This window comes from Bdellovibrio sp. HCB2-146, from assembly GCF_047345725.1.
GTDB lineage: Bacteria > Bdellovibrionota > Bdellovibrionia > Bdellovibrionales > Bdellovibrionaceae > Bdellovibrio.
Genome location: NZ_JBLEQP010000002.1, coordinates 74,896 through 101,538, shown reverse-complemented (window position 1 = coordinate 101,538; position 26,643 = coordinate 74,896). Strand labels below are relative to the sequence as shown.

Here is a 26,643-nt window from a genome sequence, read left to right as displayed (position 1 = left end):
CTTGAGAGCACTCTAAAAATCACGCGAAAATAGACTGATGCAGCATGTTTTGTCCGCTCTGGCTCTTACGACACTTCTTCTCCCATTTCAGGGCCACGCGGCGCTATCAACCGATGCTGAAAAAGCCGTCTCTTTTTACCGCAGCTCCCTGAGTTTATTCCCTTCTGGCCAGGTGAGTCGAACTTCTCTGGAATCTAAAACCACCCGCGCAGAGTTGGATCTTTCTTTTCAAACCAGCTGGGACCATAAAACTTTTCAACTGCAAGGTGACCAAATTCTCCGCGATATCCAAGTTACGAAAAACGCGGAAACAAAATCTTCTGTGCAAATTTTAAGCATGAACCGTCGCGATGCTATGCCGGTTGCGATGCTTGCTGCAAAAACCCAAGTTGAAATTCTAGATACCGATAGCTATTGGGCCCGCGTGCAAGTGAAAGATAAAAAAGAACAAGGCTGGATGCCACTGCATCACCTACAAGCTTTGCATGACGATACCGGAATTTTTATCAACGTCATCGACACATTTCTGCGCACAGAACCGCGTTTACCTTCGGTTGTGATCACAACCATTCCCCGTCTTCGTCGCATTGAACCGCTCTCGTTTGAAAAAGGTTTTCTCAAAGTAAAATATGAAGATCACATCGGCTATGCGGACATCAATCACTTCGTCGGTAAAGCTGACTTCGCCAATCTTGCCTATCACACGAAAAAAGGATGGCTTCCCATTCTTCATCGCAACAATGATTTTGCGGTGACACCCAAAGGCAGTCTGTTGCCTCTCTCTGAAATCAAAGGTTACGTGACCAACGGAACTCGAGGCATTGTTGTTCGCGCAGAAAAAGCTTACGGTCCACAACTGCGTTCTCGCGTTGAAATCACGAAAACCGATGCCTGCATCTGGGGCGTTTCCAATTTAGATGGACACGGCGAAGTTTGGTGGAAAATGAAAGATCTTTTACTACCTGAAACAAGCCTCGGAAAGTCATCGTTAACGACAGATGAACTTATGAAGCGAGAAATTTATTCGATCGCTTTTGAGAGTAAAAATTCAGTCAAAGGTGTCGTTTCTGCTGAAGGAGTTTATCGCACGGAAGACGGCCTAACCTGGACGGAAATTCCGCAGTTTGGAAAACAAAATTATCCTGTGAGCATTCACCCTAGCGGCGTTTGGTACGTGGGATCCTTCCGCAGTACCAACAAAGGTGCTTCCTTTGAACCCTTTATCCGCTGGGATCAAATTGCCGAAGCCATTGAATCCGCATTTCACCGCAATCCTAAAATTTTAAGACTGACCCAAATCGATGCCCTGCCAAATGCGCAGGTTCAAATCCACGTCGATACCGGTATTAAACAGGTCAAACTGCGCAGCTCCCTTGCTGGCGGTACCTGGAACGTCGTTCGCTAAGACTTTCCTTACAATTCATTTTTTGTTTAATTAACTCTTGAGCTCACTTTCCAGGCATGTAATATACAATTGTTTGTTGTTATTTTCTTTGCGAGGAATGAACTTGTTTAAAAGTGAAGACTCAAAAAGCAAAGCTCGCCAAATATTCGAGGAGACTCTGGCCTCGTGTGATATCGCTCAGATTGAGGGATACGCTTCCGACAAGATTCCCCTCATTCTAGATATTCTAAAAAGTTATTTCGATATGATTCAAACTCTTCCCAACAATAAACTCTGCCCACCCTTGGCCCGCGGAAATCCGATTGTGGGATTGATGAAACTTTCAATGTCATCGCTTGAAAGTATTTTGAAAGAAGTTACAACTCTGAGAGAGATTTACGATCTCTCAAAATCTCTTTAGAAATTAAAATCCGTCACCAGAAAAATACGGCTCCATCGCTTTACGAAGCTCTTCTTGCAGACGCGTTCTTTCGTCAATCACATGACCTTCTGTAGAAATGGGAGGCAAAACTTCTAAGGTAATCGTTCTTTTCCACGAGCCCCAGTTCGGCACAATACGACCTTTCGGCATCACCGCAAGAGCCCCTTTTACAATCACTGGAACCAGAGGCGCTTTGGCATTGATCGCAAAAACGAAAGGACCTGCTTTGAAGGGAGCCAGAATTTCTTCACTTTGGCGTGTGCCTTCAGGTGAAAGTGCAAAACGCTCTCCTGCCTTGATGCGCGCTTCCGCTGCAGAGTAAACCTTGTACACCTCATCTCGACGATTGCGCGCAATAGGCAAGATACCAGCGCGTCTCATCGCGGCTCCAAAAAAAGGAATGCTAAAGAGCTCAATCTTGGCGCCAAAACGGAAACTTCCCAGCCAACCTGACATCGCAAAAATATCAAAGAAGCTAGTGTGATTAAAAACGAACAAACAACCACCGGGAGGAATATTTTCCATTCCTTTTACAACGACGCGCACACCGAACATCCAGCAAACGCCTTTGGCCCAAGCGTAGACGACTTGATCTTCCAGCCAGCGCTTACGAATGGTGAAGCTTAAGAAAATAACCGCGATCGCACATAAAACCGTATAGATCGGAAAAATGATTGTTGCGATCAAAGAACGTGGATAAGAAAGCCATTTAAAAATCATTTACTTTTTAACTCCGGAAACAGACGCTGGCGAGCCGCATTTCTTTGACGTTCCTTGTAGGCTTGATGCTCAGAAGGTCCCGACAAAATGCGATCGTGCGCTCCTTGATCCATGATTTGAACCTCAAATGGATAGAAAAATGAAAAAGCTTCTTGCGCACCTTGAGGTCGAATATGAATCAGTTTGCGCGAGATGAATTTAATAAATTTATAGTCTTCGCCGGAGAAGAAGTTTTCCTTACGCAGGAATTTTACAGTGTCACCTTTTTCTGCGAGTTTCGCATCGAAGGCCTCCTGAATCACCTCATCCGTCATGATATCCAAACGCTGCGCAAGCTCCCCACAGACCTCCATAAAGAGATCAATCGGATAAAGGTTGTTCGAGCTTTGGTCTGGCATAATATGCGGAAAGCTGATGATATTTTCGCGAACCAAAAAACGGATCACACGGAAAGTATCAAAAAGATTTCTCGTCACAAAACGCACACCGAGTTTATCAAAAATCTTCATCGCTAAAGCATCGGGCTTCGCAAGAAGTTTGATCACGGTACTAGAAGATGTTTTAAACGGTTTGACTTCAAAACCAAGCAGTTCAACAGAGTCATGTCCCTCCATCGAGCTTTTTAAAAAGGCACGATGAGAACTGTCATGCACGATGCAGTTTTGAAAAGCTGTGAGGATCTGAGACTGAATTTCTTCTGCAAATGTACCGAAGAGATCGTTTTCAGCATGAACAAAAACGTGCATGCATCTTAAGATCGCACAGGCCCATTTTTGCAATTCCACTTCTGCCTGATTTGTCGAACTTGCAATCAGCAACAACTCACGAATGTCGCCCAAACTTTTGCGGTCACGGAAAACGGGCGGAAGCTCTTCATCTTTGAAACTCAGTTTTTCAAACATCAAAACCAAGGCACGACGGTGGTAGTACCAAAGCTTCTCAAGATCTTCTTCTTTGCTGATATCAAAGCCATAGCTCATTAAAAAAGCTGTCGCCGCCTCATGAGAGTGAATGTTCAATCGCGGAATATCGATAGCTGATCGGCCACCGACTACCGATTCCAAAATAGACGGGTCGAATATGAAACGCTGAGGCATGGGGTTATTTTCGAACTGAGATGAGGCCTAAGCAAGACGCAGCGCTTACTTAAAAAGAACGCAGCTGTAAATTTTGAAGCTGCCTAGAGTGCCGCTCGCTGGAGAGTAGCCACTCACTGCGGTCTTGTTTTGGAAAGTTACAGTCCCCTCTGTAAGGCTTGAGCCCTTTGTACCTTGAAACACAATGTCGCCGTAAGCATCAGAGAAGCGAACTTGGAATTGACCTGTTGATCTGTTCAAATTTCCGGCGGCAGCCGTGCTAAAATTCACAGAGTAAGGTGTGATGGTTTGGCCGTTGTAAACTGTGCCCACATAAGAGTCATAGATTTTCATGTTCACGCTGGAATTTGCAACATTGAGGTTTCCCGCAGAATCAAATGCGAATGAGGCAGTGAAGTCGATTCCCGTAGACGCATTGATATCGCCGCTCACCGTTCCCAAGGCGCTTGGATTCAGAGTCGCCGAAACGAAAGCTTTTACCTGGGCCTCAAAGTTAGCGCCGCCATAGATTTTTCCGACAGTTGATGTGCTTGGACAAGTATTCGACCCACCACCGACAGTGCCGTTATTTCCTGACCCCGTGTTTTGGTTTCCAGAGCTCGCCGTGCGAGACATGCTTCGGTCCCCTTGTGAACACGCCACCAAACCCGATGTTGAAATCACCAAGATCAACACAGCAAGTTTTGAAAAGATCGCTTTGTTCATAAAGAGCCTCCGTCTTTAGATATGGCAAGGATGGGACCACTGAGAACGCCCCTATTCGATCTGAGGGAGCCAATATGAGACAAGAGCTGTCTCAGAGAGGGAAAGTGCCTTTTACGGGCAACGACTGTAGAGCAACTGTTCATTTAAAAAATTGAAATGGTGTGAAGAAATTCGTTGAGGGTGGTTCCATTTTGGTGTTTAAGGTGCCTGTCTAGAGGGGGAACAGTCATGAAAAAATTACTTACTACGAAGGCACTACTCGTCTCTGCAGCTTTGGGCCTCACAGCTTGCTCACCTGCTTCAAAAGATTCTCAAGTTTCCTATAACTCTCATAACGGTTCTATAATCAACGGAACTTTAATTCCTAAAGAAGACCAAATTGCGAAAGTCACTGTCGCAATTATCGGTGTGACTAAAGATAAAACCGGCCTTGAAAACCAATTCAAATGCACGGGTATTTTGTATGCTGCGAACGTGGTTTTGACAGCGGCTCACTGTGTTCCGGTGGCCCCTGCTGGTGGCAAACGTGCGGCTTTCATCATTTTCGATACGGACATCAATGCGGCTTCGAAAGAAACAGTTCGTAAGGTTGTTGATTTCGCCATTCACGAAAACTGGAAAAAGAAAATGCCAGAGAGCGAAGGCAACTCTGATTTCGGTATGTTGAAGTTCGAAGGCGAAATGCCAACTGGTTATGAAGTGGGTAAATTCCTAGCTCCAGATAAGCACGATATCTTGTCCGCTGAATCTGATATTATCGTTGCGGGTTACGGCCGTATCGATGACGGAACTGAAACTCCAAATGACCAACTTCGCAAAGGCCACGTGAAAATCGCAGGTCTTTTGAACGAAAAAGAAATCGCGTTTAACCAAAAAGATCGCAACGGCGTTTGCTCAGGCGACTCCGGCGGACCCGCTTTCATCGAAGTTGATGGTCAAATGCTTGCTTGGGGAATCGCGAGTCGCGTTTCTGGTCCAGACGAGAACACTTATTGCTCTGAATGGTCATTCCATGGATTGATCGGCACACAACAAGAATTCATCGATTCAGCGATGGCGCAATTCTCTAAATAGTTCTTTTGAATTTAGCTTTTAATTTGAAGCCCCGATTGGAAACAGTCGGGGCTTTTTTTATGCGCGGGGGATTTTGGGCATAAAAAAATCCGAAGCTGTTGGCTTCGGACTTTTATTTTTTTACTTTGTTTACTGAGCTTATTAGTTGAGTTTGTCGAGCGTGCTAATCAGTTTTAGTTCTCCGTTCAACCACTTCGCACCGTTGACTTCGATTACGCCTTTTTGCTGCAAGTTTGTTGCGAGCTTTCCGAGGTCTTCAGGAGTGAGTGCTGGGACGTTTACTGTTGGATCCGCTTGGCCTACGAAAGCAACTATGTCTGCTAAAATGAGTTGGCGAAGGAGGTTTTTAGCTGGAAGCATGGGAGCTTTCATTGAGACGCTTGAAAGAAGTGGTACATACTTCAAGCGATCTTCGGTGCTTAACTTGCGAAGAGGAATTTTAATCTCTTTTTGTAAGCCTTCCCCTGCTTTTACTGTTTGTTCTGTCGAGACAGTCAGCAATGAAGTCACGAAGCCTGTGATGTTTTGAGCATCTGTTTCTGTGATCAGACCCGCTCCTACGAACGTAGAAACTTTCGCGGCTATGTTTCCTGATTTTTCTTCAGCGTCGATTTTTGGAACCAAAGCAGTCAAGCCCTCAAGCAAAGCTTTTTCATTGCTTTCAGCGTAACCTTCAAAAAACTTAACGATTTTTTTCTGATCTTCATCACTCAAAGTGTATTCACGACCCGCGAGGGTTTTTCCTGACTTCAGATAAGCACTTTGCTTAAAGAGTTCAAGTTGCGTGCGGTACCAACCGAAATCGATTTCTCCTTCGGAATTGATCGCTAACTTTCTGAAGATATTGGCATAGCCACCGATTTCAGCGGCTTTTAGATCTTGGGCTTTTTGCGCCGTTAAAGCGGGATCAATGCCGAATTTTGAGTAAAGAGCCTGTCCAGTTTTGACGCTCTTAAGAGAAGCAAATTTATTTTCCGGAGAGCCGTTTTTGACCCGGTCTTGCAAAACAGCAGCAACGAAATCAAGTGGCGCCATGCTAACAACAGCCCACTTTTTCGTGTCTTCTAAAACTTGGTCTAAGTTATTGACGACGTTGGGTTGATCACCGGGATACAAACGACCAATGATCGAAGCGAAAAGAACCGGGATCATCGTGTCTTTGTCGTCTTTGGCATCCAAAAATTTACGAGCTAATGGGTTGTTACCAGCATCGAAGCGCTCACAACCGTAGACGTCCAAGCCGTTGGAATTCGCAAACGCGATATCGTCGTCTGTGCAATACAAAGATTTCTTTTCGTCCAATGAAGTGTCGTTATCCGAGTAGGCCCACTCCATCGCCATCTTGTCGTAAGTGAGTGCTTGATATTTCAAGCGCGCGGCCATCAAGATATTATCAACTCCACCGACGTAATCCATAATACTTGTCGAAGTCTCAAGACCTTGATGATTGAGATCTTTCAAATACGTTTTGGTCGCGGCATTTAGCTCTTTTGTCGTCACTTTCGAAGAGAACGAACCTGCGAAATTATGACGAAGTCCTAAAGCATGTCCCAACTCATGGGCAACTGTTGAACGAACGCTGTCTTGCGCCAGACGAAGTCTTGCTGATTCTGGTGCCTCACGCAAAAGTTTTTCTAATTTCGGAACGGCCGCTGAGAAATCGCAAGCAATCGCGCCATTAACAGCCGCAACTGGTGAACGATCGTTAAGTTCAACTAAATCAGAAGAACCTACTTTGGTGAAAACTGCGGGCATAAAGACTTGCGCACGCAAAACTTCACCCGTTAATGGATCGGATTGTCCTAAAGCGTAGGCCGCCCCCGCGTCCAACCACGGAATCCAACGGATCATGATCGAACGGTCTTCAGGACCTGCTTGTGGATCAACCCCTGTCACAGCAACTAAGGCTTCTTGGCCTGGAACTTCACGACCAAAAACTTTATTCCAGTAGTTCACACCTTCAACAACAGCTTGAACGTATTCCGCTGGAACGGCATTTGAAATACGAACGCGGATCGGTCCTTTTGAAGGAGAAATATCCCATTTCGTGATGAGGTTCGTGAGATCTTGGCTCAAACTGGGTTTAGAAACTTTTGTAACAAAGAAACCCACGCGACGAGATTTGTCGTATTCCTTCTTTTTAAAATCGGCACCCAAGTTATAAGCGCGGATTTGAATATTCATGGTTAATGATTCTTCACGCTCTTCATTGGTCAAAACTTGATTTTGACCAACTCGCCCCACTGTTGAGCGAATTTTTGAAAGCTGCGTAAGCTCGATATTGCTATCTGTGATTTTCACATTCTCGACAAAGGAATCAATCACGGGGATTGATTTCATGGAGTTTTCCGTGAGATCTTTTTTGCCACGAGGAGCATCAACATCATAGGGACTGTCGGCGATAAAGCTTGAAAGACCTTTACCCCAATCAAACGTGATGGATGTTTCGTCTTCTTCGACGATGCGGAAGCTTTGGATCAGGTTTACACCTTGGATTTCATTGTAGATTGAGGTGTAGTTTTCACCCACCAAGGCCACGCTGGAGTTGTTCTTTTTAAAGCTTACGACAAGCGGCTTTAAGTCATACCACTGAGGCGCACTGCCAAGGGTCACACCTGAAGCCATCAGAAGAAAGATCTTCCCGAGGGAGCTTTTTTGAATTTTGATGCAGGTCGCAGTATCACAGGCATTCGTTAAAGAAACCGTGCTGAAGGACTGATGCATGTTCTTCGGAGCTGCTTTTTCTTTCTCGATGATCGTCTCTTTAGTACAAGCGGCCGTGGACAAAACCAATGCAGTAGCCACGCCCACACGCGCAAGTGAACCCCAAAAAGCCATTGAAAACCTCCCCCAATAGCTCAAATTTAAGATGCATTTATGACAAAAGTCCGGAAAGATCAAAAAGGCAGGGTCTTCCCTGTGAAATGTACACGATCGTCAACACCATCGACAGGAGCATGAACTCGATGAATACACGCGCTGAAAAGACCTTCTTTGGCCATCCACGGCCACTCTTCACTCTGTTTTTTACGGAGATGTGGGAACGATTCTCTTTTTACGGCATGAGAGCCCTTCTGGTGCTCTATATGACTCAGTATTTGTTCGTTGAGGCGCAGGCCGGTCGAGAGCCTTGGGGCTTTAGTGCCATCAAGGCATGGTTTGAGGGCTCTTATGGAGAGCTGACGACTCAAGCGTTGTCGTCGCATATTTACGGTCTTTATGTGGGCCTTGTGTATTTTACACCGTTTTTCGGGGGCATTATTGCCGACCGTTGGTTGGGACAAAAGCGTTCCGTTTATGTCGGCGCGGTGGTCATGGCCATTGGTCACTTCCTGATGGCCATTGAGAACCTTTTCTTCCCGGCATTGTTGTTCATTATTATCGGCAATGGTTTTTTTAAACCAAATATCTCTACACAGGTGGGCGGTCTTTACCAACAAGGCGATTCACGTCGCGACCGCGCGTTTACTTTGTTCTATATGGGTATCAACTTAGGTGCGTTCTTCTCGCCTCTTGTTTGCGGAACCTTGGGACAAAAAGTCGGCTGGCACTGGGGTTTCGGCGCCGCTGGTGTGGGCATGTTGATTTCTCTTTTGATCTATCATTTGGGTCACAAAGGCTTGCCTGATACAGACTTGAAATTCTCGAAACCAAACTCGACAGTTCAAGCGACAGCAAAAACTCCGCTGACGGCCGAAGAATGGAAACGCACAATTGGTTTAACATTCCTGTGTGCTGTGACGATTTTCTTCTGGGGTGTTTACGAACAACAAGGTAACACGTTGCAATTGTGGGCCGACCAAAACACCGACTGGGTTTTCTTTGGATGGGAAATTCCATCAACTTGGTACCAAAGCTTTAATCCATTCATTATCTTCTTCTTTGCTCCGATCATGGACCGCGTTTGGGCATGGCAATCTCGTCGCAAATCAGAACCTGGTACTGTGATTAAAATGGCGATTGGTTGTTTGTTAGGAAGTATTGCCTTGCTCATTATGTTTGGTGCTGCTTACGTAGTTGGCGGAGGCAAAGGCACTGTGATGTGGCTTCTCGGCTCAACATTCCTTTTAACTTTGGGTGAGCTTTACATCTCTCCTATCGGATTATCGTTGGTAACGAAAGTCGCTCCGGCAAAAATCGTTTCTATGATGATGGGCGTTTGGTTTTTGGCTTCGTTTGCTGGTGGTCACTTGTCGGGAATTATCGGCAGTAACTATGAAACCATGTCGAAAGAAACTTTCTTCTTGTACTTAGCTGCTCTTGGTTTGGTTCCAGCAGTCTTGTTTGTGGTGACGAACCGAGTGTTGACTCGTTCTTTGAGTCATCAATCGAGTGGATCCCCAACACCAACACCGCCAACTCATTCGAGCAAAATGCAAGAAGCTTGAAAGAGTTCTGATTCGAAAGATTAAACTGACCGTCTTCCCAAAAACGGCCCCCGTCTAAACCTTACTCGGTCAACGGGGCCAGTTTCACGGTCTTGGGGCACCTGGCTTGCACTCTCTTAAATCTTGAGGAGAGTGCCCCCATGAAACGATCCATTTTGAGACATGTTCTTTCTCTATCACTTGCTGTTATTTCTGTGCTAGGAACGACTTCAGTTGCTCACGCTGTCGACCTTACTGGTGAGATTGAAAAGCTGAACAGTGAATTCAAAAACGCATTGGGATATCCGATCATTATCGTCGACAAACCCGACTTCCAAAAATTTCTGGCAAAACACGGATACGAAAACACCGACAACGAAGACATCCTCGCTCGTGGTCTTTTTACTTACATAAAACAAAAACATGGCTACCAAATGCTTCCTGAAGAAGCGGGCACTTTAGCGCCAAGCTTCAGACCGACCAACAAAGATGCTTCTGCCCAACCCTTCTATACGGAAAAAGTACGCTTTAATCAAATGAAGTACTGCGTGGTCATTCCAAGTGTTACCAACAATACGCCACTTGAAGAAATCAAACGCATTACCGGAGCTGATACTCATCCGGAGCTTTTCAAGAATTTCAACTTTGAAAAAGCGATGAGTCTTTTATCCCAGGAAGAAATTCAACTCTTCTCGTTGTATCACGAGCTTTCTCACTGCTTGGATCGAAACTATATTGCTGCAATTAATGAATTTGAAGTTGTTCCTCACAACCTTCACCTCACAGAAGCTTTTGCAGAGACAAATGCTTTATTTATGTTGTTCCAGCGTCATAGACTCAAAAAATTAGGCGCACCTCGCAGTATCCTGCGCACTCTCTATAGCAAATACTACGGTCCTTCTTTGGCGCAAAAAGAATCAAATGTCTATGCCAGCGAAGCAACACGTGCGGGTGGCAGCGTGTACTTCCTCTCCCCAGTACTCTTACCTGCACAAAAAGAAATTGATACCAATCCCACACAAATTCAGTCGATGAGCCTTGAACAAACTCTCGCTCTTTCCAAACTCATCGTTGATCACCATGCCATCAACAAAACGAGCTTTGAAGCCATGCACATGATGATGAAAGAAGGACCAGACGTTATTCTGCCTCACTATCAACGTTTGGCCGCGAAAAAGCCGAGCATGTTTTTGAAGCCTTACCAAGATCTTCTTTACTTTAAATCGGTACTCGACAGTGTCGATAAAGTGTTGGATTCGGTTCAATCGGTGCAAGTCAATAATAAGAACTAGATGAGATCGTTAGCCGCTAGCTTCCGCTGTTTGCGGGAGCTCGGGGTGTTACGAACGCAGCTGTCGTACCCAGAAAATAAAAACGCCAGGAGGTTATCCTGGCGTCCGATATTTTTTCAATTATCCGAAACACGGGTCCGTTAGCAGATGCGTGACGAAAAAGTCACCGGGCACCTTTTTATACCGGGCGCCTTATTTTATGTTTTTGTAGAAGGCGCCGTCGTGGATTTCGCCGATTGCTGTGAATTGGCTGTCTAACAGAATGCCGAGAGTGTTACCGCCGTCGCAATAATCTTCCATCGTGTAAATCATGTAAAACACATAACCAGATGGTGACACGACTTTGATTTTTTTGATGTCGTCATCTTCGCACTGAAACGTTTCGGCGTCAGAATGAACTGCCGCAATGAGTGACCAATAATCGACAGGCAGTTTTGTCGTTATATGCTGCTTTTTGAAAGCAGGCGTTTCACGAACTTGCTGAATGGAATCAGCGCCGTCGATATAAATAATTTCCAGACCAGCGATCGCTGTTCCTGCTACGAAAAGACCTGCCACCAACGTCATTAAAAATTTCATAAAGTCTCCAGGGTTTGGCAGGTTATACACGCGACCGTCCCTGAATACGAATTCTGTTCTTAAATTTTATTATTCATAAAAGACAGACATAAAAAAACGCCGAATCGCTAAGGATGTCGCCGTATACAACGGACCAAGTTTCCTGCAACTGTATTGTCACGATTGCCGCCATTAAACTGCTGACCATCATTAAACTTCTGAACCCATGCATGAGTAGCGCTGTATTCCGTCGAACTCCAATAATAGGATCCGCCCGTATTAACTCCTGCAGTTGGATTGGCATTGATGGCAACTCGATTCGTCCAAAATAAATTCAACTCTCCTTTTGCCGGAAGATACCAATCGGAGTAACCACCGTATCTATTGTAGTAGCAATACTTCGCAGCCCGGGTTGTTGTGTAGTTGAGCGCCAAATTCAAAGTGTGCGTACGACCATCCGTTGTCCCCGTTAATCCCGTGGTGAAAGTATATGCTCCCCAAGCTTTTGCTACGGAAGCATCCGTCACGCCATTACAAGTTGGAGTAAAAGGCTCGGTCGGAGTTGTGTAATGTGTCCCTGAAGGCTCATGCGAGCAATTCCCGGGGGCGGTGACCAACTTTCTATTTAACGAGTCACGGCCAATGTAAATAGTTCCATCCTCACAAGTTTCTCCAATTGTGGGATTGGGACGAAAACAACCGTCTTGTCTTTTGGCTTTTTTGGTTTTGACGCTGCTAAATGCGAATACAGACGAGCAGAACACAAAGAGCATCGCTCCCACTAAAGCTCGCGCCTTAAAGAACCTCAACCGGAACGTCACCTGCATAGGTTTTATTCTAGGGATTCAAATGTTCCGACAAAATTGAAAAAAATCGGAACATGTTCCATAGCTGAATCACTTGCAAACACCGATAGGATGGTCTATTCAGCACGCATTTGGAGGAAGCGGAATGAACGATTCAAATCGAAGCGTAGCAAGCATTTTAACCCTCCACTACGAACATCAAAAATTGCAGAAAGATGGAAAGTACTCTCTGCGTTCCTTTGCAAAGGATCTAGGACTTTCTCCCGGGCGCCTGACTGAACTTTTACAACAGACCAATATCCCGACGATTAAAACACTCGAAAAAATTGCAACTTCTCTGAAGCTATCGGAAATCCAACGTCGCGAACTCTTCATAGCGGCTGAACAAGACAAAAAACAACGTCTGCTTCATCAAGCAGATGTGGTTCTGAAAGAGCAAGATCTTCACCTGATCGTCGATTGGGTTCCCTACGCTATTGTTTCGCTTTTAATGACTCGCGACTTTCATCTTTCAGCTGAGAATGTTTCGACTCGGCTGGGAGTTAGCTTTCAGCAAGCCTCCGACAGCATTGAAAAGCTAAAACAATTCAAAATGATTTATGAACTAGATGGAAAATGGATTGCCGGCAAACCAAAAATTGCTACAGAAACTGACATACCATCCGAGATGATTCGACACTCGCACAGAGAAAAAATGGAGCTCGCTGTTCAACGCATGAACCAGGTGCCTGTCGAGTTACGTGATTTTTCGAGTATCACCTTCCCCGCTGATCCAAAAAACCTGGAAGTCGCTAAAAAAATGATTATCGATTTTCGTCGCACACTGGCTGAGACCATGAGTCGCGGTGGGCCGACCGAGGTCTATTCATTAAACCTCCAACTATTCCCCCTCTCCGTAAACACAAATCAGGAGATTTAGTATGCATCTTTTCATCTCAGTTTTTGCACTTCTTTTTATTTCCCCCACTGCTCACTCAAACGGATGGCAAGAGGTCGGTAACGGCGGAGAAGGTCTGTTTTGTGTTTCTGATTTTGTGACGAATTATGAAGCACTTGATTTTTACGAAACCACGACTCGATACCGCTTAAAACCCCACTTACCCGAACTCGAAATCCAGAACGATATCGAAATCGCACGTGTATTGATCAACCGTTTGCAAGGAGTACCAAACGTTCCACCTTTGGCTTTGGACTTGCTGACACGTTTTTACGCTGAAACACAGTTTGTTCCCGCAGGCAGCATGCCTTCGACAATGGACGGCGGAACTCATCTTTATATTCCGGATGTGTGTGAGATCATACAAGTGGCCGTGCAACGCCCGCCGTTGCGAGGAACTGAAGCACATTTCTATACTTTAAATCAAGATGCCTGGAAATGGATGTCCTCTACTCAACGGGGCATCATCATCGCGCACGAAGTTCTGTATAGAATCGCCATCGGATTTGGGGAACCTGAAACTTCCGAATCTCTTCGCTACGTTATGGCATTATTAATTGCGGACCAATTTAAATATCTTCCAAAGACCGAAGCCGCTGCCGTTTTAAATAGCGCCCGTCTTTGGCTTGCACCCGACACGCCCCATCTGATGTTCCCTTAAATAAAAAACCAGGAGTCTTTTAAACTCCTGGTCTGATATTCATCAAATTTTAGGCAGTGAAACTACTTATAAAATTTAGCGTTGGATTTTGCCAAGTTTGTCAGCGGAGTGGCTGGCTTCAAACGATTGGCTTTGCGGCTTGAAGAATACATCGCCAATTGATCGGCGATGTATTGAGTACCGATCGAGTCAGCATACTTTAACAATCCACCACGGAATGGTGGGAAGCCTGTTCCCATGATCATTGCAAGATCCACTTCATGAGCTGTTTCAACGATGCGATCTTCGATCAAAGCACGAGAACACTCGTTCACCATCGCAAACACACCGCGCTCAATGCACTCTTTCGAGTCATATGGATTTGTTGGTTGGCCCAAACCCAATGCGCCGTAAACTGTTTGATCAACGGCTCCACGCTTACCGTCTTCACCGTAAGTGTAGAAGCCTTTGCCGTTTTTACGACCCAGGCGACCGGATTTTTCCAAAGCTTCCATACATGGAGCAAGTTCAATGCGCTCGCCGAATGCTTTCTTGAAGATTTTTAGAACCTTCACGCACACATCAAGACCGACTTCATCCATCAATTCAAATGGACCCATTGGCATACCGAATTCTTTGACGTAAGCCTTATCCACAGTTTCGATGTTCATTCCTTCTTGAAGCAAGAACGCCGCTTCACCCATATAAGGCAAAAGCAAACGATTCACCAAAAAGCCTGGACCATCTTTCACAACAACCGGCATTTTGCCCATTTTTTTCGTTAGCTCGAAAATAGTCGCGATTGTTTCGTCAGACGTTTTTTCACCACGGATCACTTCAACAAGTGGCATTTTATTGACCGGATTGAAAAAGTGCATACCTGCGAAATACTCAGGACGCGGATGACCTTTGGACATTTCAGTCACAGACAACGAACTTGTATTCGTTGCGATGATAGCGTCTGGGCGCATTTGACCCGCACACTCAGCGATGACTTTTTGTTTAATACCCATGTCTTCCACGATGGCTTCAACAACAACATCCAAGTTTTTGAAACCGGAGTAATCAGTCGTTGCACTCACACGGTCCATTTTTTGTTGGTATTGATATTTGTCGATGGATTTACGTTTTACCAACTTCATCCACAGTTCGCTGGCGTGTTTTAAACCTTTTGCCAAAGCATCCGCATTTAAATCTTTCATGCGAACCAAGATTCCCTTGTCGGCCGCAACATAGGCAACACCGCCACCCATTGTTCCTGCACCCAAGATACCCATCGCTTTGACTTCGCGTGGTTTCACGTCAACGCCTGTCACACCCGTTTGTTTTTTCACCATTTCAGTGAGGTAGTAAACGTGGATCAAGTTTTTAGAAATATCAGTCACGGCAAGTCTGCAGAAACCTTCGCGCTCGATGCGCAAAGCCGCTTCACGATCACTCATGCCGTATGTTTTTTGAATCACGCTCAGCGCTTCAAGAGGTGCTGGATAGTGACCTTTGGTTGCTTTCATCACGCCTTCACGTGCTTTTTTGAAAACTACACCACGACCGACACCTTCCAAAATCACGTTCACAAGGCCTTTTGCATGGAATGTTTTACGACGTTTTTTTCCACCCGCCGCGATCAATTCCTTGGCCCAATTCATTGTGAAACCATCCAAAAGATTTGGATGAACCATTTTGTCGACCAAGCCGATTTTCAATGCTTTTTTACCGTTCACTGCTTTACCAGCAAGAATAATATCCAAAGCCGCTTGCAAACCGATGATACGTGGCATGCGAACGCAACCACCAAAACCTGGCAAGATACCCAATTGAATTTCTGGAAGACCGATTTTCGAAGACGCATCTTCGCTGATAATACGATAATCGCACGACATCACAAATTCACAACCGCCACCCATGCAGGCGCCGTTGATTGAAGCAATCGTCACCATTGGGAGGTCTTCAACCATATTCATGATCTCTTGACCGCCACCAACAGCAGCTTCGTATTGTTCTTTTGTCGTCATGGCTTTGATTTCTTCAATATCTGCGCCCGCAATAAAAATTCTTGGCTTCGCAGATTTGAAAATCACAGCCTTGTAAGAAGACTTTTTCAAGTCTTGGATCACTTCTTTAAATCTCATCATCACTGGAGTTGAGAATTTATTAACTTTCTCTCCAACCAGATCAAAAACTACAACGGCGATGTCGCCTTGAGGTTCAATTCTAATGCTTTCTTGGATGCTCATCTTTACCTCTTAATCTTAGCTGCAAATCTTATTGTTCATTTTCTAGGATCATTGATCCACCTTGACCGCCACCGATACAAAGTGTTGCAAGACCGAATTGAACATTACGACGTTTCATTTCTTTACCCAAAGTTAGAACAATACGAGTTCCCGTCGCGCCCACTGGGTGACCGAATGCAATCGCTCCACCGTTGACGTTTAGGATATCATCAGAAATTGTTCCGACTTTTCCAGACAATCCCAATTTTTCTTTTCCGAATGTGTCTGAATCCAAAGCTCTTTGGCAGGCCATAACTTGCGCTGCGAAAGCTTCATTCAATTCAACCAATCCGATATCTTTCAATGAAAGACCTGCACGCTTCAACGCAAGTGGCGTTGAGTACGCAGGGCCCAGTCCCATACGCTCAGGCTCAAGACCCGCAAAACCGTAAGAACGAATTCTTGCCAGAGGTTTGTAACCTTCGGCTTCGGCTTTTTCACGTGACATCAACAGCACCATCGCAGCGCCATCTGTAATCGGACACGAGTTACCCGCAGTGATAGAACCTGTTGCTTTATCAAAAAACGGTTTTAATTTTGCCAAGGCTTCAATTGTTTGCGATTCACGTGGACCGATATCTTCAGAGATCACTTCTTTGTATTCAGGTGCCAAGAAAACAGGAGTGATCTCCTCTTTCATGCGACCTTCCTTCATGGCTTTTGCCGCGAGCAAATGCGAGCGCAACGCAAAGCGATCTTGCATTTCACGAGTGAGACCCCACTCTTTTGCCAAGATCTCAGCTGTTTGACCCATATTGATGCCGACAAAAGGATCTGTCAGACCTTGCATCACAGAGATGATCGGGAAATATTCATCACGCATATTGCCTTGAAGTAAAGCTTTGATCTGCTTCAAGTCTGCTTTGAAAAGCTTCCACAAAAGTGGCAATGCTTGCTTCGGACCCTTCGCAGCGAAAAGCTGATCGAAAATATCTTGGAATTTTTTCGGATGAAGAGTCGGCATTTGCGACATGCTCTCTGTACCACCCGCAAGGACAACATCCATTGTTCCTGATTTGATTTTTTCATAGCCATTTGAAATCGACTCAAGTGCTGATGCACAGTTTCTGTGAACTGTGTAAGCAGACGTTTTTTGTGGAATACCTGCACCAAGAGCCACAACACGCGAAATGTTCACAGCATCCGAAGGATTTCCAGTGTTACCGATAATAACTTCATCGACACTGTTCACATCCAAGTTTGTCTGTGCGATGAGCTGTTGCAATGCCGTTTTACCCAAATCCGCAGGGTGCAACTTTTTGAGTTTTGTTCCTGCTTTTGTGAATGGCGTTCTCACACCTTCAACAAGAACGACGTCACGTGGTGATTTCATTCAAATTCTCCTTATTTGATAAGCCTTTAAAATCATATGCCTTTTCGGCACTTCCACCAAAATAAAAAGAGGGGTCTAGGTGTTTAGCCCAAGCGCATCGAATGAGGACAGAAAAACACAATGTTTCTAACTACTTGAGAACTCTAAGGAAGCGGGAATTATTGAGGTGCTACTCTAGATCAGAGAAAGAGTCGCTCTTAGGAGGCCGAACTGAGTCCGCCGCCTCTAGACTAAAAACTCTAAAAGAGCAAGCCCACAATTGGACTTTACCCCACGCACTAAGTCCCCCATTCATTGACCCTTTCCCTCTGAATTTGTAGAGTAAGGCCTTACAAAAGAAGATCCGAATCGCCTCTGAAAAAAGGCGGCCAAACATTTCTCGAAGATCTTCCACATGAATGCAACAAAGGAGCATCCTTGGAAACGAAAAACGCAAGCACTCACGGCGCGACCAACAACTTCGATCAAGAAGCGTTGAACTATCACCAGTTCCCAAAACCGGGGAAAATCGAAGTCAATTCTTCAAAAGCTTGCACAACTGAGAAAGACCTAGCCCTTGCTTACTCTCCAGGTGTGGCAGCTCCTTGTAAAGTGATCGCGAAAGATCCCAAGCGTGTTTACGACTTCACTGCCAAAGGCAACTTGGTTGGCGTAATTTCAAACGGAACGGCGGTTTTGGGTCTTGGCAATATCGGACCTCTCGCAGGAAAACCTGTGATGGAAGGAAAAGGTATTCTGTTCAAGCAATTTGCTGGTATCGACGTCTTTGACATCGAAGTCGATGCGACCGACATCGATGCTTTCTGTAACGCGGTTCGCCCGCTTGAACCGACATTTGGTGGTATCAACCTTGAAGACATCAAAGCACCTGAGTGTTTTGAAATCGAAGAGCGCCTGAAAAAAGAAATGAAGATCCCTGTATTCCACGATGACCAACATGGAACGGCGATCGTATCGGGTGCGGCGTTGGTCAATGCGTGTGAGATCACGAAACGTAAAATGAGCGACATCCGTATCGTCGTGAACGGTGCTGGTGCGTCTGCGAACTCTTGCGCGAAAATTTTCATCTCTTTGGGCGCACGCAAAGAAAACATCATCATGTGCGATTCTCAAGGTGTGATCTACAAAGGCCGTACAAACGGCATGAATAAATACAAAGAATTCTTCGCTGCTGATACGGAAGCACGCACTTTGACGGAAGCCCTTCGTGGCGCTGACGTATTCGTGGGCCTCTCAGTTGCGGGTGCTTTGACTCCTGAGATGCTCAAAGACATGGCGAAAGATCCCATTATCTTCGCGATGGCAAATCCAGAGCCAGAAATCACTCCAGACAAAGCACGCGCCGCTCGTCCTGACGCGATTATCGCAACGGGCCGTTCAGATTATCCAAATCAAGTGAACAACGTTTTAGGCTTCCCGTCTATTTTCCGTGGGGCTCTTGATACGCGCTCAACGCAAATCAACGAAGAGATGAAACTCGCTGCTGCTCAAGCTTTGGCGCGTTTGGCTCGTGAAGACGTACCAGAACATGTTTCTGCTACTTACGGTGGTAAGAGCTTTAAATTCGGTCGCGAATACTTGATTCCAAAGCCATTCGATACACGCGTTCTTTTGTGGGTTGCTCCAGCAGTTGCAAAAGCCGCGATGGATACAGGTGTTGCAACACTTAAAATTGAAGACTGGGATTTGTACCGTGAAGCACTTGAGGCTTTGCAAGGTCCATCTAAAATCTTTATCCGTAATGCTATCAACCGTGTTCACCAAAATGCTGAAGCCAATGGCGGCGAACTTCCAAGAATCGTTTTCCCAGAAGGCACAAGCACAAAGGTTTTGAAAGCCCTTGCAACTTTGGTTGAAGAAAAAATCTGCCAACCGATCTTGCTTGGTTACCCTGAGCGCGTGAAAGAAAAAATCGCAGCTTTAGATATTCCTGCTTTGAAAGACGTTCCGGTTATTCATCCGTCGAATCATCCGAAGTATTATACTTTCGTTGAAGAATTGTACTCATTGAGACAGCGTAAAGGCATTAATCTGCGCGAAGCAGAGCGCCTCCTCGCTGAGCCAAATTACTTTGCCGCGATGATGGTACAAATGGGTGAAGCAGATGGAATGGTTTCTGGCGCTTCGATCAATTACGCTGACGCTGTAAAACCAATCCTTCAAACGATTGGTGTTTACAAAGGTGGCGTTCCGGCGGGTTTAAACTTTATCTTGCTTGAAGATAAGTTCTTGGTTCTCTCCGATACGACTGTAAACTTCAATCCATCAGCAGAACAATGTGCGCAAATCGCATTGCAAGCAGCTAAAATCATGGAGTACTTCGGCATCACGCCTCGCGTGGCGATGCTTTCTTACTCAAATTTCAGCGGTGCTGAAGGCACACCATGCAAAATGAAGAAAGCCGCTGAGATTTTAAAGAAAATGCGCCCAGACATTATGGCTGATGGTGATATGCAAGCCGATACAGCTGTCAACGCTGAAATCATGGAGAGACTTTTCCCGTTCTCCGACCTTAAAGGCGGCGCGAACGTATTGATCTTCCCGAACTTGGAATCTTCAAATATCGCTTACAAATTGATCCAACAAATCGGTAAAGTCGAAGTGATTGGACCTTTCTTGATGGGTGTTCGTAGATCTGCCAACGTTCTGCAAAGAACAACAACTGTCGACGGCATCGTCAACTCTGTTGTCTTCACGGCTTTGGAAGCTCAGTTCATCAAAGAAGCACTTAAAAAACGCCAAGAAAAGAAATAATCGACCTTAAAAAGAGCGCTTAGAGTAACTAAGCGCTCTTTCTTTTAAAAGTTCACAAAAGTTCATCGTTTCAGACCCCACTCCGCTTTAAAACTGTCTCCAACATGGACGGCACAATGCCGACCCTCACAATAGGAGATATTATGAAAGCATGTTGCCAAGGACTTGGTAATGTCGGCTTTGGATCAGGCTCAACAGAGGCCGAAGCCCGCGCTGCTTCTCTTAAAAACCTCGGGTTCACCTGCAGCCATCACACATTTGATTGTAACCGCGAGCAGTAAACACCCCACGAGGGGCATACCCATTGCAATTCGGACTCCTATTCTGGCTGAAAGCCATTATAGGAGTTATCCGTGAACAAGCTCGTTGCCGTCTTTTGTCTCTGCTCTGTGCTTTTTTCAAACCTACCGGCGCATGCCCAAAACTCCTGCTTTGAAGGTCGAGATGCCTTCTTTACGCCTTATGCTTATTTAAATTCGAACCCACGCGAACTTCAAAGCGGTCTTAAAAAGACTTGTTATGAACTGACCCAACCTGACCTTTATAAAAAACAAGGCGTGATCATGAAAGCTTTTATGACAGCAAGTAACTTTCTTGGTTTTGGAGTTATGTTTGGTCATGGAGCTGCCGCATTTTCAGATATGGATGGAACGCCTGAGCAAATCGCTTACATGTCAGCACTGAATGAAATTCGCCAAATAGACAACCCAATGGAACGCATCCGCAAGGTGTATTATCTTGCAGCCTCTCATCAAGGTTACTACGATGAGAAGACCCTTGGATTTCGCACATGGAAAAATGGCAAAGTCCTTTTTGCCGAGACTCCAGAAAATCTTTTAAACAGCAAAAAGAAATACGGAACAGCCGGTGTTTGCCGTGAGTTCGCGTCACTCCTTCAATGGAGCTTATTGCAAGTCGCTCGTCATCCGTCTTCTCATCAAGGCGGACTGAGCGAAAAAGATTTTAGCTCTGAAGTCGTCACAGGCGCACCGGGTGGCACAGGTCACGCTTGGTTGCGTGTTCATCTGCCGGTTCACAATGCGAATGGAATGATTTTGGGATTTCATAATTTCGACTTGGATACAACTTGGCATCCGGAAACATTCGCCGTTCTATCCCCGCGTGAATCTGGAATTTCAACTGAACAAAGATGGAATTTGATCAATCAGTGTCAGCAAATCCAACAATGTATCATCGATCAAGATCAGCGCTAAGGCAGACCTGTTACCATAAGCGGTAAGTTTGATAGTCGTAGTTGTAGCGTTTCGCAGGATATGAAGTGGATTCTACTGTAACCTCAAAACCTTCAACTTCGACGTTCATTTTCTTATTCGGGAAATCTGCCCGCAATTCGATTCGTCTTTCAGCAAAGGCATCTTCGGGATCTTTAAACTCATGTGTTGCTCCTAATTCCAAAGACTCTTCTTTAGGTCTGCCGTCATAAATAAATTGATCTGCATCAACAATGACTCCCCAAACAACTTTCTTGGCTTTCTGAATCGTCCAAACTTGTTGTGTCGACGTATTGGAATATTGATATCCTTCAGTCGTTGGGTACTTGATAAAGGGTTCCGTCTTGACCTGCAGGGATGAAATCTTGATCGGAACTTCAACCTCTTGCCCATCGGCATAACGTATTCGCAAAGGTTTTTTAGGAACCATAAATGTTTCGCCTGATTTCAGGTTCAATCTTGCATAAACCTGAACATTGGGATCAACAATTTCCACATAAATCACATCGTATGGCGCCCACGGCAAAGGCTGACGCTCAGAAGAGCGCACCAAACTCGGCCCCGCCACACAAGCGGAAAGAAATAGAACCGCGATACTAAGGAAAACAAGGCAAAGACTTTTTAAGGGCGAAGAAACCATGCTGAGACCTCATCATTCATCTTCACTTGTGCCTCGCCTTCTTGTACAGGAAGTCGTTCGTGCACAAGGATACCACCCGTTGCATCCTCGACAAGATGAATATGCGCAGCACGACGCAGTGACTGATCCTTTTCAACCACGAAAATCCACTGATTGATATCCCAATTGCCATCAGCGTTAGTACGCCAATCCTCCGACACCAATTCAATATGACTGTATTGGTACTGCCCTTGATTATCATAACCACCGACAGTACTGATATAGTCCGCCAGATACCCGTCTTGAATTTGTTCGTGATTGGATAAGGACATATAGACGCCGTAGTAAGAATCGATAACTCGGCCCTCAGATGTAATTTTATTTAAAAGAGAATTCCACTTCGAAGAATCAACTTGAGCGTGAGCGATACCAGACAAGACCAAAAGACACACAACGAGCAACAAACGCATAAAAGCACCTCAGCCGTCTTTTATTTTGTAATGGAAGAAAACAAAATAGAAGCACAGCCGAGATGCTCTCACCGAATATGGACTAATTTATAGCACCGGATTCCATTGGGCTAGACCCTCCGACAGTCGGAATATAGATCTGTGGAAGATCCACCCCAAGAGCGATTTTTAAAACTTCATTCACACTGCTAACGAAATGAAATTTAATATCCTTCTTGATGCTTTCTGGAACTTCTCGCAAATCCTTCTCATTCTTTTTACAAAGAATGATTTCATTCACTCCCGCTCGGTGAGCCGCAATGACTTTCTCTTTAATTCCTCCGACTGGCAGAACACTGCCGCGCAAAGAAATCTCGCCTGTCATCGCCAGCTTTGGATTCACCGGTCGCTTCAAGAGTTTTGAAGCAATCGAACTTAACATCGTTACGCCCGCTGAAGGTCCATCCTTCGGAATCGCTCCTGCGGGAACGTGAACGTGAATTTCTTTTTTCGAAAAATCGATGTTTGGATCTAACAAAGGCAATCGGGCCTTTAAAAGACTCAAGGCAATCTTCGTGGATTCTTGCATCACTTCGCCAAGCTGACCCGTTAGAAGCAATTGCCCGTTACCTGGCATTTCTTCTGTTTCGATAAAGAGAATATCTCCACCAACTGGGGTCCACGCAAGACCTGTCACCACTCCTGGTGGCAAGACACTTTCGATCATGTCAGAACTAAATCTTTCAGCGCCAAAGATCTCATCCAGATCTCCCACATCCACTGTGAGCTTTTGACCGGCAGCTTTCACAATGCGCAAGCTCATCGCTTTACAGATTGTTGCGAGTTTACGTTGCAACTCCCTGACACCAGCTTCGCGCGTATATCGCGTAAGCACACTTGTAAGAGCTTCGTCTGTGATACCCAATTGCGAGTCTTCGATACCATGCTCTTTAAGCTGTTTCGGCCAGAGATGGTTTTTCGCAATCTGTCTTTTCTCATCAACTGTGTATCCAGTTAACTCGATAACCTCCATACGGTCCAAAAGCGGACCCGGAATTGTCTCAAGACTGTTTGCCGTCGCAATAAACATCACTTTCGATAAATCAAAAGGCGTATCCAAATAATGATCTTGGAAACTTCCGTTTTGTTCTGGATCTAAGGTTTCCAGCAAAGCGCTTGCTGGATCGCCGCTGAATCCACGAGAAAGTTTATCGATCTCATCCAGGATAAAAACCGGATCATTTTCACCGGCTTTTTTAATGGATGAGATAATTCGTCCCGGCAAGGCACCAATGTAAGTACGACGATGACCACGAATTTCCGAGTCATCTCGCACGCCACCCAAAGCCGCACGAACATATTTTTTACCCAACGCACGCGCAATACTCTTACCCAGCGATGTTTTACCAACACCTGGAGGGCCGACAAATAACAAAATAGACCCTTGATGAGTTTTGCGTAACTTCATGACGGCCAAATGTTGGAGAATTCTTTTTTTAATTTTCTCCATACCGTAGTGGTCTTCATTTAAGATGCGCTCGGCTTCTTCTAAATCAATTTCTTTATGCTCCGAAGATTTACTCCACGGCAAAGACACCATCAAATCCAAATGCGTTCGAATAATTTGATACTCAGGCGAAGCGGCGTTCATGCTTTCCAAACGTCGCAACTGACTAGTCGCAAGCTCTAAAGCTTCCGGCGTCATTTGTGCATCTTTGATTTTTGCTTCGTATTGTTCAACAATACCTTTTGAATCGTCATCACCCAGCTGTTCGCGAATCACCCGCATTTGCTCGCGCAAAATACTTTCGCGTTGACTCTGATTAATATTGTCGGTCAGTTTTTCACGAATATCGTTTTGAACTTTCAGACGTTCTTTTTGCTCTTGCAACAAATCCAAAATACGCAAAGCGCGTTCTTTCAGATCGAGCATTTCTAAAAGAGCTTGTTTTTCTTTGAGTTCAAAGTCCGCGTAACCTGCGCACACATTAGTGAGCGTACTAAGATCGTTGATTTCTCCGATCCAAGTTTTCACGCGACGAACATGACCACCTAAGAGATCTAATGTCTCAAGCGAGATCTGTTTTAAACTTTCAAGAAGAGCTTCTTTTGTTTTTACATCGAGCTGACCGATGTCTTCCAAACCTTCGGTTAAGACTTGGAACACACCCTCTTCTTCACGGGATTTAATCACACGCACACGCTGATGAGCGTGCACAAACACACTAAAACTTCCGTCGTCTTCTTTGCGCTGCGATTCAATTTTGCAAAGAGTACCAACAGAATAGAGATCCTCTATTTTAGCTATACTTGTATCAGGATTTTTCTGCCCTAAAAGCACGACCCAGTTTTGGCCGGCGGTTGCCTGGCGCAAAGCCTGAACACTTTTTTCCCTGCCAACTCGCAGGGGCATACTGATTCCGGGAAACAAGACAGCATTTCGTAAAGGAATAACGGGTAAATACCCGGATACGAAAGACATGCTAGACCTTTCCTCCGCCAAATGAGGCAGAGATTTTCTTAAAGATGTATCTGAATGCTGAATCGTCAAGGTCGCCCCGTAAAAGGCTTCTAAAGACGCGTAAAAGCCGCACAGAGCCGAAGATCCGAAACCGAGGAAAAAATAATTAGGTAAATCCCCGAAAAAGCGTTAGAATTAAGACAAACGGAGGGTCAAAAGATTTGACTTACCAATCTCATGTAAATGCACAAGATCGTGCCATTGTCATAGGTGTCGGACTCAAAACAGAGCCCGTTGGAGAAATCAAAGAAAATTTGCTGGAACTTGAAGAGCTCGTCTCTGCTGCAGGCGGAGAAGTCGTGGGTTCTATTATTCAAGTTTTACCTTCCTGGAATCCAGCAACCCTGATCGGAACAGGGAAAGTCGATGAAGTCGCCGAGATGGTGCGCGATAGTGGCGCCAACTTAGTTGTGATGGATCATCAGCTTTCCGGAGTTCAACAGCGGAACTTACAGCAAACTGTTAAAGTCCGCGTGATTGACCGAAATCAACTCATCCTCGATATTTTTGCCCAACGTGCACAAACCTTTGAAGGAAAACTTCAAGTGGAACTTGCACAATTGCTGGATCAAATGCCTCGTATGGTTGGCGCTTGGTTGGAATCACTTTCCCGTCAAGGTGGTGGTATCGGCACTCGAGGTCCCGGTGAAACGGCCCTGGAAAACGACCGTCGTCGTATTCGTGAGCGCGTCGCAATTATTAAAAAGAAATTAGATGGTGTTCGTAAAAACCGCGCACAACACAGACAATCTCGTCGTCGTCATGAGATTCCATCGTTTGCACTTATTGGTTATACGAACTCTGGCAAAAGTTCTCTGTTAAATAGACTCACGGGCGCGCAAGTCATGGCGAAAAACCAAGTCTTTGCGACCTTGGATCCTACAACTCGCAAAATCTTTCTGACTGACGGACCACCTGCCGTTGTGACAGACACGGTAGGATTTATCCGCAAACTTCCTACGCAATTGATTGAAGCCTTTAAAGCAACACTTGAAGAATCTGCTGAGGCCGACGTCCTTCTTCATGTGATTGACCTTTCATCTCCAAACATGGAACGACAAATTGAAGTGGTTGAAGAGCTAATTAAAGAATTTAACTGGAGTGATAAGAAAATCATCCATGTCTTTAATAAGTCTGATATTGCTCCGATTGAGCGCCAGTTCCGCGTGAAGCACTACCCTCGCGTTTTTGTGAGCGCGATGACAGGACAGGGTATTGAACAGCTTAAAAAGATGATGGCGCAAATGGTGAGCGAAATGCAAACCGATGTGCAGCTCTACTTCCCAAGATCAGAGGAATACAAAATATTTGATTTGGGTCGTGAAGCACAAATTTCGCGAAAAGAGACGGCGACCGAGGGGACTGTTTGTTATACGCAGCTCACTCCAAGCTTGATCAATCGCTGGAAAGACTACATCGTCAAATAGTTTTACAGGACCA

22 protein-coding genes are annotated in these 26,643 nt (G+C 45.2%); 11 read left to right on the top strand and 11 right to left on the bottom strand.

Annotated elements, in window-relative coordinates:
- Window positions 1–37: 37 nt before the first annotated feature.
- Both ACLWOR_RS11415 and ACLWOR_RS11410 read left to right on the top strand, forming a co-directional pair.
- Window positions 38–1,405 carry a hypothetical protein gene (locus ACLWOR_RS11415; protein WP_413940862.1) on the top strand — a complete coding sequence of 456 codons (1,368 nt, stop codon included), beginning with the start codon at window positions 38–40 and terminating at the stop codon, window positions 1,403–1,405.
- A gap of 97 nt (window positions 1,406–1,502) precedes the next feature.
- Window positions 1,503–1,805, top strand: coding sequence for a hypothetical protein (locus ACLWOR_RS11410; RefSeq protein ID WP_413940861.1), 303 nt, complete (start codon window positions 1,503–1,505; stop codon window positions 1,803–1,805).
- Between the two features lie 3 nt (window positions 1,806–1,808).
- Here ACLWOR_RS11410 and ACLWOR_RS11405 read toward each other — a convergent pair whose 3' ends face one another.
- Genes ACLWOR_RS11405 through ACLWOR_RS11395 form a run of 3 tightly spaced genes read right to left on the bottom strand, consistent with a single transcriptional unit; the run spans window position 1,809 to window position 4,348 of the window.
- On the bottom strand, window positions 1,809–2,546 hold the full coding sequence (locus ACLWOR_RS11405; RefSeq protein ID WP_413940860.1) for a lysophospholipid acyltransferase family protein: 738 nt from the start codon (window positions 2,544–2,546) through the stop codon (window positions 1,809–1,811).
- On the bottom strand, window positions 2,543–3,643 hold the full coding sequence (locus ACLWOR_RS11400; RefSeq protein ID WP_413940859.1) for a TIGR04552 family protein: 1,101 nt from the start codon (window positions 3,641–3,643) through the stop codon (window positions 2,543–2,545). The genes ACLWOR_RS11405 and ACLWOR_RS11400 overlap by 4 nt, the downstream gene beginning before the upstream one ends.
- 45 nt (window positions 3,644–3,688) lie before the next feature.
- A complete protein-coding gene (locus ACLWOR_RS11395; protein WP_413940858.1) occupies window positions 3,689–4,348 on the bottom strand; it encodes a hypothetical protein in 660 nt (219 codons plus the stop codon).
- A gap of 228 nt (window positions 4,349–4,576) precedes the next feature.
- On the opposite strand from ACLWOR_RS11395, the gene ACLWOR_RS11390 reads away from it, so the two are divergent.
- A complete protein-coding gene (locus ACLWOR_RS11390) occupies window positions 4,577–5,422 on the top strand; it encodes a S1 family peptidase (RefSeq protein WP_413940857.1) in 846 nt (281 codons plus the stop codon).
- 141 nt (window positions 5,423–5,563) lie between these two features.
- Here the strand turns inward: ACLWOR_RS11390 and ACLWOR_RS11385 are convergent, their stop codons facing one another.
- Window positions 5,564–8,260: a zinc-dependent metalloprotease gene (locus tag ACLWOR_RS11385; RefSeq protein WP_413940856.1), complete on the bottom strand. Its 2,697-nt coding sequence runs from the start codon at window positions 8,258–8,260 to the stop codon at window positions 5,564–5,566.
- Between the two features lie 119 nt (window positions 8,261–8,379).
- Here ACLWOR_RS11385 and ACLWOR_RS11380 point away from each other — a divergent pair, with 119 nt between their 5' ends.
- Together ACLWOR_RS11380 and ACLWOR_RS11375 are read left to right on the top strand one after the other, a co-directional pair.
- On the top strand, window positions 8,380–9,810 hold the full coding sequence (locus ACLWOR_RS11380) for a peptide MFS transporter (protein WP_413940855.1): 1,431 nt from the start codon (window positions 8,380–8,382) through the stop codon (window positions 9,808–9,810).
- 140 nt (window positions 9,811–9,950) lie between these two features.
- Entirely contained in the window at window positions 9,951–11,081 is a 1,131-nt protein-coding gene (locus ACLWOR_RS11375) for a hypothetical protein (RefSeq protein ID WP_413940854.1), read from the top strand.
- A gap of 192 nt (window positions 11,082–11,273) precedes the next feature.
- On the opposite strand, the gene ACLWOR_RS11370 is transcribed toward ACLWOR_RS11375, so the two are convergent.
- Entirely contained in the window at window positions 11,274–11,660 is a 387-nt protein-coding gene (locus tag ACLWOR_RS11370) for a hypothetical protein (RefSeq protein ID WP_413940853.1), read from the bottom strand.
- 107 nt (window positions 11,661–11,767) lie between these two features.
- Window positions 11,768–12,466, bottom strand: coding sequence for a DUF1566 domain-containing protein (locus tag ACLWOR_RS11365; protein WP_413940852.1), 699 nt, complete (start codon window positions 12,464–12,466; stop codon window positions 11,768–11,770).
- Between the two features lie 124 nt (window positions 12,467–12,590).
- Between ACLWOR_RS11365 and ACLWOR_RS11360 the strand changes: the two genes are divergently transcribed.
- Together ACLWOR_RS11360 and ACLWOR_RS11355 are read left to right on the top strand one after the other, a co-directional pair.
- Window positions 12,591–13,364 (top strand): TIGR02147 family protein, encoded by a 774-nt coding sequence (locus tag ACLWOR_RS11360; protein WP_413940851.1) that lies wholly within the window; start codon window positions 12,591–12,593, stop codon window positions 13,362–13,364.
- 1 nt (window position 13,365) lies between these two features.
- Window positions 13,366–14,043, top strand: a complete 678-nt coding sequence (locus ACLWOR_RS11355; protein WP_413940850.1) for a hypothetical protein — start codon at window positions 13,366–13,368, stop codon at window positions 14,041–14,043.
- 62 nt (window positions 14,044–14,105) lie between these two features.
- Here ACLWOR_RS11355 and ACLWOR_RS11350 read toward each other — a convergent pair whose 3' ends face one another.
- Window positions 14,106–16,256, bottom strand: a complete 2,151-nt coding sequence (locus ACLWOR_RS11350; protein WP_413940849.1) for a 3-hydroxyacyl-CoA dehydrogenase NAD-binding domain-containing protein — start codon at window positions 16,254–16,256, stop codon at window positions 14,106–14,108.
- A gap of 28 nt (window positions 16,257–16,284) precedes the next feature.
- Window positions 16,285–17,628, bottom strand: coding sequence for a thiolase family protein (locus tag ACLWOR_RS11345; protein WP_413940848.1), 1,344 nt, complete (start codon window positions 17,626–17,628; stop codon window positions 16,285–16,287).
- A gap of 417 nt (window positions 17,629–18,045) precedes the next feature.
- On the opposite strand from ACLWOR_RS11345, the gene ACLWOR_RS11340 reads away from it, so the two are divergent.
- From ACLWOR_RS11340 to ACLWOR_RS11330, 3 genes are all read left to right on the top strand, one after another.
- Entirely contained in the window at window positions 18,046–20,382 is a 2,337-nt protein-coding gene (locus ACLWOR_RS11340) for an NADP-dependent malic enzyme (protein ID WP_413940847.1), read from the top strand.
- Window positions 20,383–20,525: 143 nt separating this feature from the next.
- On the top strand, window positions 20,526–20,663 hold the full coding sequence (locus ACLWOR_RS11335) for a hypothetical protein (protein WP_413940846.1): 138 nt from the start codon (window positions 20,526–20,528) through the stop codon (window positions 20,661–20,663).
- 72 nt (window positions 20,664–20,735) lie between these two features.
- Window positions 20,736–21,596: a hypothetical protein gene (locus tag ACLWOR_RS11330; RefSeq protein ID WP_413940845.1), complete on the top strand. Its 861-nt coding sequence runs from the start codon at window positions 20,736–20,738 to the stop codon at window positions 21,594–21,596.
- Window positions 21,597–21,606: 10 nt separating this feature from the next.
- Here the strand turns inward: ACLWOR_RS11330 and ACLWOR_RS11325 are convergent, their stop codons facing one another.
- From ACLWOR_RS11325 to lon, 3 genes are all read right to left on the bottom strand, one after another.
- Entirely contained in the window at window positions 21,607–22,254 is a 648-nt protein-coding gene (locus ACLWOR_RS11325) for a hypothetical protein (RefSeq protein WP_413940844.1), read from the bottom strand.
- The gene (locus ACLWOR_RS11320; protein ID WP_413940843.1) at window positions 22,236–22,703 is read right to left on the bottom strand and encodes a hypothetical protein; all 468 of its coding nucleotides are present in this window, start codon (window positions 22,701–22,703) and stop codon (window positions 22,236–22,238) included. Before ACLWOR_RS11320 ends, ACLWOR_RS11325 begins: the two co-directional genes overlap by 19 nt.
- Before the next feature lie 82 nt (window positions 22,704–22,785).
- On the bottom strand, window positions 22,786–25,164 hold the full coding sequence (lon, locus tag ACLWOR_RS11315; protein WP_413940842.1) for an endopeptidase La: 2,379 nt from the start codon (window positions 25,162–25,164) through the stop codon (window positions 22,786–22,788).
- Window positions 25,165–25,364: 200 nt separating this feature from the next.
- On the opposite strand from lon, the gene hflX reads away from it, so the two are divergent.
- Window positions 25,365–26,630: a GTPase HflX gene (gene hflX, locus ACLWOR_RS11310; RefSeq protein ID WP_413940841.1), complete on the top strand. Its 1,266-nt coding sequence runs from the start codon at window positions 25,365–25,367 to the stop codon at window positions 26,628–26,630.
- Window positions 26,631–26,643: the final 13 nt, after the last annotated feature.

Coding starts and splice junctions, on each gene's coding strand:
- ACLWOR_RS11395 (WP_413940858.1), bottom strand. CDS start 4,348: ATGAACAAAGCGATCTTTTCAAAACTTGCTGTGTTGATCTTGGTGATT.
- lon (WP_413940842.1), bottom strand. CDS start 25,164: ATGTCTTTCGTATCCGGGTATTTACCCGTTATTCCTTTACGAAATGCT.
- ACLWOR_RS11350 (WP_413940849.1), bottom strand. CDS start 16,256: ATGAGCATCCAAGAAAGCATTAGAATTGAACCTCAAGGCGACATCGCC.
- ACLWOR_RS11345 (WP_413940848.1), bottom strand. CDS start 17,628: ATGAAATCACCACGTGACGTCGTTCTTGTTGAAGGTGTGAGAACGCCA.
- ACLWOR_RS11320 (WP_413940843.1), bottom strand. CDS start 22,703: ATGCGTTTGTTGCTCGTTGTGTGTCTTTTGGTCTTGTCTGGTATCGCT.
- ACLWOR_RS11405 (WP_413940860.1), bottom strand. CDS start 2,546: ATGATTTTTAAATGGCTTTCTTATCCACGTTCTTTGATCGCAACAATC.
- ACLWOR_RS11375 (WP_413940854.1), top strand. CDS start 9,951: ATGAAACGATCCATTTTGAGACATGTTCTTTCTCTATCACTTGCTGTT.
- ACLWOR_RS11360 (WP_413940851.1), top strand. CDS start 12,591: ATGAACGATTCAAATCGAAGCGTAGCAAGCATTTTAACCCTCCACTAC.
- ACLWOR_RS11365 (WP_413940852.1), bottom strand. CDS start 12,466: ATGCAGGTGACGTTCCGGTTGAGGTTCTTTAAGGCGCGAGCTTTAGTG.
- ACLWOR_RS11355 (WP_413940850.1), top strand. CDS start 13,366: ATGCATCTTTTCATCTCAGTTTTTGCACTTCTTTTTATTTCCCCCACT.
- ACLWOR_RS11325 (WP_413940844.1), bottom strand. CDS start 22,254: ATGGTTTCTTCGCCCTTAAAAAGTCTTTGCCTTGTTTTCCTTAGTATC.
- ACLWOR_RS11385 (WP_413940856.1), bottom strand. CDS start 8,260: ATGGCTTTTTGGGGTTCACTTGCGCGTGTGGGCGTGGCTACTGCATTG.
- ACLWOR_RS11410 (WP_413940861.1), top strand. CDS start 1,503: ATGAACTTGTTTAAAAGTGAAGACTCAAAAAGCAAAGCTCGCCAAATA.
- ACLWOR_RS11400 (WP_413940859.1), bottom strand. CDS start 3,643: ATGCCTCAGCGTTTCATATTCGACCCGTCTATTTTGGAATCGGTAGTC.
- ACLWOR_RS11370 (WP_413940853.1), bottom strand. CDS start 11,660: ATGAAATTTTTAATGACGTTGGTGGCAGGTCTTTTCGTAGCAGGAACA.
- ACLWOR_RS11335 (WP_413940846.1), top strand. CDS start 20,526: ATGAAAGCATGTTGCCAAGGACTTGGTAATGTCGGCTTTGGATCAGGC.
- ACLWOR_RS11415 (WP_413940862.1), top strand. CDS start 38: ATGCAGCATGTTTTGTCCGCTCTGGCTCTTACGACACTTCTTCTCCCA.
- ACLWOR_RS11390 (WP_413940857.1), top strand. CDS start 4,577: ATGAAAAAATTACTTACTACGAAGGCACTACTCGTCTCTGCAGCTTTG.
- ACLWOR_RS11380 (WP_413940855.1), top strand. CDS start 8,380: ATGAACTCGATGAATACACGCGCTGAAAAGACCTTCTTTGGCCATCCA.